This window comes from Roseibium sp. (assembly GCF_048260565.1).
Classification (GTDB): Bacteria; Pseudomonadota; Alphaproteobacteria; order Rhizobiales; family Stappiaceae; genus Roseibium.
This window is the reverse complement of record NZ_JBLXGP010000016.1, coordinates 133,000-144,760: the sequence shown is the minus strand read 5'-3', so window position 1 is coordinate 144,760 and position 11,761 is coordinate 133,000. Positions and strand designations below refer to the sequence as shown.

Sequence of the window (11,761 nt, the reverse complement as noted above, 5' to 3'; positions counted from 1 at the left end):
TGTAGTTGGAGAAGGTCGAGGTGCCCATGTAGTGCAGGATCGGATCGCCATCGAGCGTGGAGAAGCGCGACGAACCGTCGGGCATCAGGCCCTGGCCCTGGGTGACGCGGATCGACTGGCACAGGTTGGTCTTCGGGTTGAGGCAGTATTCGCAGGTCCGGCATTCGGGCGTGTAGAGCGGAATGACATGGTCGCCCGGCTTCAGCGTGGTCACGCCGGGTCCGACTTCCACGACGACGCCGGCGCCTTCATGGCCGAGGATCGCCGGGAACAGCCCTTCCGGGTCGGCACCCGAAAGCGTGAATTCATCGGTATGGCAGATACCTGTGGCCTTTATCTCGACCAGAACTTCAAAAGCCTTGGGGCCTTCCAGCCTGACTGTGGTGACCTCAAGCGGTTTGCCCGCTGCGACTGCGATGGCTGCGCGTGTTTCCATTACGACCTCCGGCAATATGACTAAATGAGTGAATCTCGGAATCGGTCCCTGTGATAGACCAGACGCCCAGCCGAGGAAAGTCGCCTTGCCGCAAATTCGCATGCCGTCGTAGCGGGAAAATCGGCGCCGGGAGCGACCGGCCGCCGCATGTCGCAAATAGGCTATCTTGCGACTGAAAACCGTCATGCGATACCGCCCCGCCTTGAAATGATACCGCCAACGGACAGCGGCGCGCACCTTGTTTTATGGATTCGACCGCTCTACCGCCGAATGGTTCGGATCGTCTGCCGGAAAAAGACCGGTCGCCGGTCCGTTTTCTCGATGCTCGGGGCGTTGCTGCATGGCGCGATATTCATTTCTGGAACTGGCGAAAAACGCGTTTTCCGCCCACAAGAACTGGGGCCGCCAATGGCGCGCGCCAGAGCCCAAGGCCGAATACGACATCGTCATCGTCGGTGCCGGGGGGCACGGTCTGGCCACGGCCTATTACCTGGCACGCGAACACGGCCTGAAGAACATCGCGGTTCTCGACAAGGGCTGGCTCGGTGGAGGCAACACGGGCCGCAACACCACCATCGTGCGCTCCAACTATCTCTGGGAAGAAAGTGCGGCGCTCTACCAGCACGCACTCGACCTTTGGGAAGGCCTGTCCCAGGAACTGAACTACAACGTCATGTACTCCCAGCGCGGCGTCATGATGCTGGCGCACACGGTTCACGACATTCAGGTGTTCAAACGCCACATCCACGCCAATCGCCTCGCCGGCGTCCAGAATGAATGGCTATCGCCTGAGGAAGCGCGGGATTATTGCCCGCCCCTCAACATTCAGAAGAACATCCGCTATCCCGTCATGGGCGCGGCCCTCCAGCGGGTCGGCGGCACGGCCCGCCATGACGCGGTCGCCTGGGGCTATGCCCGCGGCGCCGACAGCCTCGGGGTCGACATTATCCAGAATTGCGCGGTGACCGGCATTCGCCGGGGCGCGGATGGCGCGGTCGAAGGTGTCGAAACTGCCAAGGGCTTCATCAAAGCGAAGAAGGTCGGAGTCGTGGCGGCCGGCCACACCTCCGTGCTGATGGAAATGGCCGGTGTCCGGGTCCCCCTGGAATCGAACCCGCTTCAGGCGCTCGTCTCCGAGCCGGTCAAGCCCGCCTTCCCCTGCGTGGTCATGTCCAACACCATCCACGCCTATATCTCCCAGTCGGACAAGGGCGAACTGGTGATCGGCGCAGGCACGGACCAGTTCGTTTCCTACAGCCAGACCGGCGGCATCCACATCACCACCCACACCATCGACGCCATCTGCGAGCTGTTTCCCATGTTCCGGCGCATGCGCATGCTGCGCAACTGGGGCGGCATCGTCGATGTGACGCCGGACCGTTCGCCGATCATTGGCAAGACGCCGGTACCGGGGCTCTACGTCAATTGCGGCTGGGGCACGGGCGGCTTCAAGGCAACGCCCGGCTCGGGTCACGTCTTCGCACACACCATCGCGAAGGACGAACCACATCCGATCAATGCACCTTTCACCCTCGACCGGTTCCGCACCGGCCGGCTGATCGACGAGGCGGCAGCCGCCGCCGTGGCGCACTAGGAGAGATCATGGCACATGAAGCCGTAAACCTTGCGGATCGGCTCTCCACCTTTTCCGAGTTGTGGACGCCCAAGATCGTCAGCGCCTTCAACGGCCATGACGTGATGGTGGTCAAGGTGAACGGGGAGTTCGTCTGGCACTCCCACCCCGACACGGACGACCTGTTCTTCGTGCTCTCCGGCAGGCTCACCATCCAGATGCGCGACGGCGATGTCACCCTGGGCCCGGGCGAACTCTACGTGGTACCGAAAGGCGTCGAGCACTGCCCGAAGGCGGAAGAAGAAACCCATCTCATCATCATCGAACCGGCGGGCACCCCCAACACGGGTGATCCGGACACCGCCGCCGTGAAGACGACCATTTAAGGCCACCGCCATGCTGTTGATCCAATGCCCCTATTGCGGTGTCGAACGCCCGGAACTGGAATTCCACTGCGGCGGCGAGGCCCATATTGCCCGCCCGGAAGATCCGTCGACCCAGACCGACCAGCAGTGGGCAGAGTTCCTCTACATGCGCACCAACACCAAGGGGATCTACGCCGAACGCTGGCGCCATATTCATGGCTGCGGCCGGTTCTTCAACGCGGTCCGGGACACGGTCTCCGACAAGTTCCTGAAGATCTACAAGGCCGGAGAGCCGATGCCCGATCTGTCCTCCCTTGAGAAGGAGGCAGGTCAATGAACCAGCCTTTCCGCACCGAAAAAGGCGGACTGATCGACCGCGACCGAAAGATCTCCTTCACCTTCGACGGCGAACGTCTTGAAGGCTACGAAGGCGACACACTCGCCTCGGCCCTGCTTGCCAACGGCGTCCATCTGGTCGGCCGATCGTTCAAGTACCACCGCCCGCGCGGCATTCTGACGGCAGGATCGGAGGAACCGAACGCGCTGGTCGGCGTCTACCGCAAAGGCGACCAGACCCCGAACCTGCGCGCCACCCAGGTCGAGCTCTATGAGGGCCTCGAGGCCATCAGCCAGAACCGCTTCCCGTCACTCTCCTTCGACGTCGGCGCGGTCAACGACCTGCTGTCGCCGCTGTTTCCTTCCGGCTTTTACTACAAGACCTTCATGTGGCCGAAGGCCTTCTGGGACCGGGTCTATGAACCGGTGATCCGCGCGGCCGCAGGCCTCGGCAAACCGCCGAAGAACCCGGACCACGACCGCTACGCCAACCTCTATGCCCATTGCGACGTATTGGTAATCGGCGCGGGTCCCGCCGGTCTCGCCGCCGCCCTCGCCGCTTCTGAAACCGGCGCACGGGTGATCCTCTGCGACGAGCAGGCATGCCTCGGCGGATCGCTGCTGAGCGAAACCGCTGCCACCATCGACGGCAAGCAGCCGGCGGACTGGGCGGAAGATACGGTCACAGAACTGGCCGCAAGGGACAACGTCACCCTGCTGCCGCGCACCACCGCGTTCGGATATTACGCCCAGAATTTCGTGGCGCTGGCCGAGCGGGTCACCGATCACATCGCCGATCCCGACCCGGCCCTGCCGCGCGAACGCTTGTGGCAGGTGCGCGCGAAGGAGGTCGTGATCGCCGCCGGCAGCATCGAGCGGCCCATGGTGTTTCCCGAAAACGACCGGCCCGGCATCCTCATGGCCGGCGCGGCCCGCACCTACCTCAACCGCTACGGCGTCAAGGCCGGACAGAAGGTGCTGGTGACGACCGCCTGCGACACCGCCTGGCAGGCCGCCTTCGATCTCGCCGATAACGGCGTCGAAATCGCCGCCATCGCAGATACCCGCAAGATCGTTCCCGAAGCCCTGGTGACCATTGCCGAAGCGCGCAACATCAAGGTGCGCACAGGCTGCGTCGTCACCGGTACGAACGGCCGCAAGCGTGTCTCCGGCGCGCTGCTCGGCCACGTTTCCAGCACCGGAGCCGTCAGCTCCGCCGGTGACGTGACCTGCGACGCGCTCCTGATGTCCGGCGGCTGGACCCCGACCGTCAGCCTCTATTCCCAGTCCCGCGGCAAGGTCGTCTGGGACGAGGCGAACGGAAACTTCCTTCCCGGCGCCCATCCCCAGAACGAACGCTCCGCCGGCGCCTGCCGGGGGCTTTACGGTTTGAACGCGGTGCTTGGAGACGGGTATGCGGCCGGGGAAGACGCCGCGAAATCCGCAACAGGAAAAAGCGCGAAGCTCACCTATGCGGTCGCGACCGGGGCCCATGCCGGCGAAGGCGGCACCCTCGGAGACCTGCCGCACGATCGTGATGCCTCCCGCGTCAAGGCCTTCGTCGACTATCAGAACGACGTCACCGCCAAGGACGTGAAGCTGGCCGTGCGGGAAGGCATGCATTCCATCGAGCACATCAAGCGCTACACCACCACCGGCATGGCGACCGACCAGGGGCGCCTGTCGAACATGAACGCGTTGGCGATTGCCTCCAGCGCCCTGGACAAGCCCCTGCCGCAGGTGGGTCTGACCACCTTCCGCCAGCCGTTCACACCGACCACCTTCGGCACCTTCGCCACATCATCGCGCGGCGACTTCTTCGATCCCGTCCGCAAGACGCCGTCCCACCAGTGGGCGGTCGACAATGACGTCGTCTTCGAGGACGTCGGCCAGTGGAAACGGTCGCGCTATTTCCCCAAGGACGGCGAGGACATGCATGCGGCCATTGCCCGCGAATGTCAGGTCGTACGGGAAAAGGTCGGGCTCTTCGACGGCTCGACCCTGGGCAAGATCGAGGTCGTCGGCCCGGATGCGGCGGAATTCCTGGAGCGGATGTACACCAACCCGTGGAAGGGTCTGAAACCCGGCCGCTGCCGTTATGGCCTGATGCTCAACGATGCCGGCTTCATCATCGACGACGGCGTGATCGGCCGGATCGCCGAAGACCGGTTCCATGTGACGACGACGACCGGCGGCGCCGCCTACGTCTTCGCCACCATGGAAGACTATCTGCAGACCGAGTGGCCGGATCTCGACGTCTGGGTCACCTCGACCACCGAGCAATATGCGGTCATCGCCCTGCAGGGGCCGCTCGCCCGCGATGCCATCGCACCGTTCATCTCCGGAATAGACCTGTCGCCGGAGGCCTTCCCGCACATGAGCGTGGCGACCGGCACCTTCTCCGGCGTGCCCTGCCGCCTGTTCCGGATTTCCTTCACCGGTGAGATCGGCTTTGAAATCAACGTGCCGCGCCGCCACGGCACCATGGTCTGGGAGACCATGGCCGCGGAAATCGAAAAGCTCGGCGGGGTCGTCTACGGCACGGAAACCATGCACGTACTGCGCGCCGAAAAGGGCTACATCATCGTCGGGCAGGAAACCGACGGCACCGTCACCCCGGACGATGTCGGCATGAGCTGGGCAATCGGCAAGAAGAAGTTCGATTTCGTCGGCAAGCGCGGGCTCGCGCGGCCCGATCTCGTCGCCGAAGGCCGCAAGCAGCTTGTCGGCCTGCTCACCAAGGATCCGCGCGTCGTTCTGGAAGAAGGCGCCCAGGTCACCAAGGTGCCGGATCCGGCAAAGGGCACGTCCGCGGAAGGCCATGTGACCTCCGCCTATCACAGCCCGGCCGCCGGCCGTTCCATCGCGCTTGCCATGGTCAAGGACGGCCGCGCGCTTCATGGAAAAACACTTTACATTCCCATGCCCGGCGGCGCGATCGAGGTCGAAGTGACCGAACCCGTCTTTGTCGACAAGGAAGGAGGCCGCCTCAATGGCTAATCCCCTCTACCAGCCCGATGCAGCCGAAGAACCGGTTCTGGGCCTTGGATCCGTTTCGATCTTGCGAGCCGCTCCGCTCGGACGTCTCTCCTTCCGGGGACGCACGGCGGCGCAAGAGGTGGCCGGCAAAGCCCTCGGTTTCGACCTGCCGAAACAGCCGCTCACAGCAGCCACTGGCCCGGACCGCGCCGCACTCTGGCTCGGACCCGACGAGTGGCTGCTGCTGTCTTCAGAGGACGGCTTCGACGCGCTGCATACGGTCCTGACTGAGAAAATCGGCGACGAAGCGCATGCGCTCGTCGATATTTCCCACCGTCAGGACGCGGTAATCGTCACGGGCGAAAAGGCGGAATGGCTGTTGAATTCCGGTATTCCGATCGACCTGGCGACCGGCGCCTTTCCGGTCGGCATGGTGACACGCACCCTCTTCCACAAAGCACCCGTCATGCTCTGGCGCATTGGCCTTGACAGCTTCATCGTAGAGGCTTGGGGATCGTTCATGGACTATGTCTCAGGCCTGCTCAAGGAGGCCGCACGGGAGCTGTAAAGCTTTCAAAAGCTTGTCCACTCGGAGCGATCGTTTCGGGCACGCGTGGCCGCGATTCTGGAAATGCGTTCTGGTCTCCATAGGCAAATCAGAAATCGACGGAGATCATGTATCCCGCTCCGCGTCTTCGCGGATTGGCAGCTGTGGCACGATAGGCCAACGTACAAAAATTAGAGTTATAGCCAACCGGAAGCTCAACGCCCTGGCTTGCGATCAGTTGCACCTGCAAGACGGAGTTTGGCACGTAACTTTCCGAAAACGGCACATACCGCACAGACCAGACCGGTTCCATGAGAAAAGATGAGACTGGCGATGCAATCGCCTGCCAGCCGTTCTTTATGCCCCCCAAAGAAAAATGCTCAGGCATAACGTCGGCACTCCCGAAGTAAGGATCGGTTTATTTCATATACGCCTCGCCTTGATGCTTGATGTTTTCTTGCATGGGGTACGCACTCTCACAACCACAACAAAAAAATGCATACCCTAATGACATAAATCACAATACACTATATTTACACGATTAAAATACTTTTTTAAATCCAAGGTTGCATAATTCATATTTAATACTATTTTTACCGTACGTCGGAATTATATTGCTCTCCATTTATTCTGAAAAATATCGAATTTTAATCGAAATCCGTGCTGTATATTGGTTTTTTGTTATATTTATTGACGAATTATACGTATTGTTACTTATAAAAATCCAACATCCACGCCTAACACAACCGCTTCCGGAGCACCCCCACCTCAAGAAGGTTCGATACACCGAAATTTAAATTGAGAAAAATGAGACTCCATCGATATTGGATATAATATTTGGAAAATAATTTGACCTTCTGCAAACAAATCAAAATATACTTCTGAAGCTATATTAAATTAAAATAATATTAATATTAGTATATTTTCGCTATTCTATTTGTTTAATCGAGAAACAGTTGAAATATTTATTCATGCAGTCAGACCTGAGCGGGAAATGCTTGAAAAGCGTGTTCAGGAGCAAAGCTTGCTTCAATCGGCACACCTAAGGCCGCTCAAGCGGCCTGCAGCGCCTCATGTAAAGGCGCAGACAGAGATGTTCCGGAGAGCCATCGAGGACTTACATTCGGTTGCGGAATGCAAGTTGCAACCATCCGGCGGCTTCAATCATACAGACAACAGCCCGCCGAATTTGCTTCAGATTTCAGATCGGAAAATTCCGATTGTCACCGGACGTTAATTGCAAGCAGGTAGAGCTTGAAAACTCCTGTTCCTGCTTGTCAAATTCGGACCCTGTTGAAGATCGGTTCCTACAATATCCAGAAAAGTATCGGACTGGACGCGCGCAGGCGGCCTAGGCCTAGCCTCCTAGTTCCCGAGCGTGAAAGCGATCGACCTGGGAAGGGTCCGCCACCGGTACGTCTTCACCCAGACGTCGGTTGCCGCGTCATCGAACGAAAAGCCGGACCGGCTTCCCAGTGACTTGTCCGAAATGGCTTTCAGCGTCTCACCGAACAGCCCTTTGGTATCCGCCCCCCGGCTGCCCTCCTCCTCGCCAAAGCAATTTTCGATCTGCCCCTCCAGATTGAAGCTCTCCGTATTCCGGCGCACCTTGCTCGCAATGAAATAGACGCGGTCGTACCCGGCAGAATACTGGTTGTTCGGCGGACAATCGGAACAAACCACCGTTGGCGCGCCGACCGGCTGCTTCCGGTCGCTGCCATCGACCAGTTCGTACTTTGGATGAATGCAGTATTGCGCGTCGATATGGATCCGGTTGAGGTCCAGCGCGTCCTCGAACTTGCCTTGGGCCGTGAACTGAAGCATGTCGCACTGCTTGAGATCCTGCCCGCTTTGCAGGGGCACGGACTTGCTCGGGTCCATTTTCCGGTAAGCCGCCCGGCACTCCCGCTTTGCCGAGATCTTGCGCCCCGGCGGCGCCAGGACACGGATATCGCTGGAGGAGAGATTGGCTTCGATTTCAAGCGGCGCCTCGCTCAGAAGCGAAGGTTCGGTTTCCAGGGAATCCATCGCCTTGGCGAACAGTTCCGCTTTCAGGATACGAAGGAGCACGGCAGAAAGCTTTTGCCGGTTTTCCGGATAAGGCTCGACGAGCTCGAAAGACAAGCCCGCGGGCTCCCGCTCGATATGCGCCTGGGGACCGAACCACAGCGTCTTGCCGTCCAGAAGAACCTGCACGTCATAGGTCCCCTCCACCTGTTCACCCGCAATACCCGCGCGTTTCGCAACCTCCTGCAAGGTTGATTGGACCAGCGCCGCCACGGGGGTATCAGTTGCGACCGGCGCGCCGGTCCTGAAATCGAGAACCGGCGAAAAGCGGATGATCATATCCATTGGACGGGCAACGATTTCACCGAACCGTGCATTCTCCGGAAGATTGCCTTCTGCTTCGCAGAGTTCCTGTGACGTCGGCTGGCAACTTTCCGCGACAGGACGAAGGTAAGCGACCCGTGGCTCGGCCTCTTCGACCTGGGCAAACCCCAGGAAGGTCCGTTTCGTCAGATCGCCGTCCAAAAGGCCGATCAGGGTTCCCGGCCGGATGCCCTGGATCAGTCCGCCATCGATTTCATCGCCGTTGACCAGAAAGCGATGGACGCCTGCGCTCATCTCTCCGCCGAAGACAGCCCCATCAATCAGATTTCCCTCCCAGGACGGGGTCTGCATCCCCATCTGGCCCAGCTCGGGATCATTGTTGATGTCGCTGAGCATTGCCTGAAACAACTGGCGATAGGAAAGGTCCGGATTCTGTTCGAGGCGGCGCAGAAGCACGGAGGTGAACAGACCGTACCAGCCCTCGTCGCCTTTCGCGGTGCCCTTGCTGAAGTCGATCTCCCGGGCGACCTCCGTGGAGCGGGCCGCATAAAAGGCAAGATAGTTTCCCATCTCGCCCGACTGTGCGACCGGCGCATCGAACGGCTCCATGTCCCGTTTCCGGCTGCCCGAGCGAACCGAGGTATCAATGCCGAATACGTCCGGTGTCACATTCCGGCTGAGAGAATAGCTGGAGGCGTCGCGCATGCCGCTTCCCGAATGGCAGCTGTCGAGAACGAACCACACATCCGCCCCCTTGCGCCGCAACGCGGTAACAATCTCACCGATCTCATCGTCGACCAGGGCATTGGGGACCTGGTTGGCGCCCTGCTCGGGCTTCCCGATATCGGAGGGAAGGAAGATCTCGTCCAGGCCATCGCGTTCGTCGTTGTTCATATCCAACTGGCGCGACCCGTGCCCGCTCATGTGGATATAGATGAAGTCCCCTTTGCCTGCGTCTTCCGCAAGCTTCCTGAAGCCTTCCAGAATATTCTGCCGCGTGGCCTTGTGTTGATGGTCCAGGCTGTCCTGATAGATCCGAACATCCGTGACACCGCGTTTCTTCAAAAGCGCGGCTATCGCTTCGATGTCGTTCCTGGGGCCTTTGAGATCGGGAATGCCGAAACTGTTGTCGTAGTCGAAGGCCCCCACGAGCATCGCCCGCGTCTCTGCGCTGGCGCTCACCGTCAGCAGAAGCGAGATGAAGATACCGGCAATCACAGTCCAGCGCATATAGAGGTCCCCGTTGCATTGGTTTCAATCATGCGGCGAATGATCGAGCGAATGGCAAATTATCGTTGTTCAACAGAAACATGTAGAGTTGCCACCCTTGGAGTCTAACGTCTATTCTGCCGCTAGGTCAAAGTTTGATACGGGTTTGTTTCATGCATTTTCTTGTCTATCCGCTTTCCCTGTTGATGCTGATTGCGAGCCTGACCGTGTCTCTGGCGCAAGCGCCCGTGCCGGATACCGGAACCGGTGCTTTCAATCCCCTCGTATTCGGACTGCAGCTCGCTCAGGAACCGGATCCACAGCAACGGCTGCAGCTCATCGACGGCGCCCTGGACCGGCTGCAGGCGCAAACCGATCCGGATCCCAAGGTCGTCCTCGACCTGCTTCAGGAAAAAGTCGACCTGTTGCTGGAACTCGGCAAAACCGGGGAAGCCGCCGGGCTGCTGGCCGGCATGGCGTCCTTCGCCGACAAGAACCGGGACGCCCTGGATGTGAACATCGCCGCCTTGCTGCACAAGGCCGCGGAACTGAACGAGCAAAACGGCAACCTCCGCCAGGCTTCCAGGCTCCTGGAACAGGAACTGGAAGAACGCCGGTCGGGAATGCAGTTCGGCGAAACCGTTGCCCGCGTCATGAACGACCTCGCCCGCGTCGCTCAGAAACGCGGAAACACCAAGGCGTTCCAGCAGTACACGACGTCGGCGGAAACCGTTCTGACGATGGATGGGCCAGGCGCACCCGGCGGCACCAAGGCGGCCAACAATGAAGGCGGCTTCCGGGAAGTGGAGATCTATTACGCCACGGACCGGGCGCGTTCCGGGAGCAGCGATCCGGGCGAATACTACGGCTATGACCGTGGTCAGCTCGAATATGGCGTCGTCACCGTCTCCATCCCGGACATTCACGTGCCCGGAGCCATCGAGGCCCCCTCCATCTGGCGACTGGAATTCGGCCCGGACGCCAGCAAGCACGTGATGGTCCAGAGGGTCGAACCGAAGGACGTGTCCGCCTTTTACGCCAGGATGAACGAGGATCTGGAAAAGCATTCCAGCAAGGAAGCCTTTGTCTTCATCCACGGCTACAATGTCACCTTCGACGCCGCCGCCAAGCGAGCCGGCCAGCTTGCCTATGACATGAACTACGCCGGCCTGCCGATCCTCTATTCCTGGCCATCCGCCGGAAAGACCACCCGTTATATCGGGGATGAGGCGGTGGTCCGGCTCAGCGGCCGCCGCCTTGCCAGGTTCCTGGAGGAGCTCCGACAGAAATCCGGCGCCGAAACCATCCACATCGTCGCCCACTCCATGGGGAACCGGGCGCTGACGGACGCGCTTGAGATCCTGGCACTCAAGAACACCGGAACACCCGCCGAACTGCCGCTGTTCGGTCAGATCTTCTTTGCGGCCCCCGACGTGGACGCAGACCTGTTTGCGGAAATGGCAAAGACGTTCCATCCGGTCGCCCAACGCCTCACCCTTTACACGTCCGAAGAGGACTGGGCCTTGAAGACTTCGAAGGAACTGCACGGCAGCGCCACGCGCGCAGGCCTCGGCGGCGACAAGCAACTGGCCTCCAGCGACTTCGACACGATCGACATGACCGGGCTGGGAACAGACATGCTGTCCCATTCCTATTTTGCCGACGACAGTTCCGCGCTTGCCGACATGCTGGCCCTGCTGTGGCGCAATCCCGCCCCCGGCAAGCGGTGCGGTCTTGCGCCTCACAAGAGCGACGGCGACAAGCCGACGACCTGGCGCTACATGAAGGACGTCTGCCACGACCGCGATCTGCTGGCACTTCTGGCGCAGCTGAGAGGCTATCCTCATCCGGATCCGGCCACGATCCGGAAAGTCGTCGAAGCGAATGTTTCCGACAAGGACCAGATCAGCCAATGGGAGACCCTTTTGCTCGGCATGACCGGGCAATAGCGGTCGGATCCATTTTCCGAAAAACCAGGCTTCAGG

General features: G+C 60.2%; 8 protein-coding genes. 6 read left to right on the top strand and 2 right to left on the bottom strand.

Features of this window, described 5'->3' with window-relative positions; genetic code table 11:
• A partial coding sequence (locus ACN0SO_RS24600) for an alcohol dehydrogenase catalytic domain-containing protein (RefSeq protein WP_417682111.1) occupies positions 1 to 436 on the bottom strand: 436 nt, incomplete at its 3' end.
• A gap of 340 nt (positions 437 to 776) precedes the next feature.
• On the opposite strand from ACN0SO_RS24600, the gene ACN0SO_RS24595 reads away from it, so the two are divergent.
• Genes ACN0SO_RS24595 through ACN0SO_RS24575 form a run of 5 tightly spaced genes read left to right on the top strand, consistent with a single transcriptional unit; the run spans position 777 to position 6,257 of the window.
• Positions 777 to 2,030 (top strand): sarcosine oxidase subunit beta family protein, encoded by a 1,254-nt coding sequence (locus ACN0SO_RS24595; protein WP_417682109.1) that lies wholly within the window; start codon positions 777 to 779, stop codon positions 2,028 to 2,030.
• Positions 2,031 to 2,038: 8 nt separating this feature from the next.
• Positions 2,039 to 2,395 carry a cupin domain-containing protein gene (locus ACN0SO_RS24590; RefSeq protein ID WP_417682107.1) on the top strand — a complete coding sequence of 119 codons (357 nt, stop codon included), beginning with the start codon at positions 2,039 to 2,041 and terminating at the stop codon, positions 2,393 to 2,395.
• A gap of 10 nt (positions 2,396 to 2,405) precedes the next feature.
• On the top strand, positions 2,406 to 2,711 hold the full coding sequence (locus ACN0SO_RS24585) for a sarcosine oxidase subunit delta (RefSeq protein ID WP_417682105.1): 306 nt from the start codon (positions 2,406 to 2,408) through the stop codon (positions 2,709 to 2,711).
• Positions 2,708 to 5,710 carry a sarcosine oxidase subunit alpha family protein gene (locus ACN0SO_RS24580; RefSeq protein ID WP_417682103.1) on the top strand — a complete coding sequence of 1,001 codons (3,003 nt, stop codon included), beginning with the start codon at positions 2,708 to 2,710 and terminating at the stop codon, positions 5,708 to 5,710. The genes ACN0SO_RS24585 and ACN0SO_RS24580 overlap by 4 nt, the downstream gene beginning before the upstream one ends.
• Positions 5,703 to 6,257, top strand: a complete 555-nt coding sequence (locus ACN0SO_RS24575; protein ID WP_417682101.1) for a sarcosine oxidase subunit gamma — start codon at positions 5,703 to 5,705, stop codon at positions 6,255 to 6,257. Before ACN0SO_RS24580 ends, ACN0SO_RS24575 begins: the two co-directional genes overlap by 8 nt.
• A gap of 1,344 nt (positions 6,258 to 7,601) precedes the next feature.
• Here ACN0SO_RS24575 and ACN0SO_RS24570 read toward each other — a convergent pair.
• Entirely contained in the window at positions 7,602 to 9,797 is a 2,196-nt protein-coding gene (locus ACN0SO_RS24570; protein ID WP_417682099.1) for a caspase family protein, read from the bottom strand.
• Between the two features lie 152 nt (positions 9,798 to 9,949).
• On the opposite strand from ACN0SO_RS24570, the gene ACN0SO_RS24565 reads away from it, so the two are divergent.
• Positions 9,950 to 11,725: an alpha/beta hydrolase gene (locus ACN0SO_RS24565; protein WP_417682098.1), complete on the top strand. Its 1,776-nt coding sequence runs from the start codon at positions 9,950 to 9,952 to the stop codon at positions 11,723 to 11,725.
• The last annotated feature ends 36 nt before the right edge of the window (positions 11,726 to 11,761 follow it).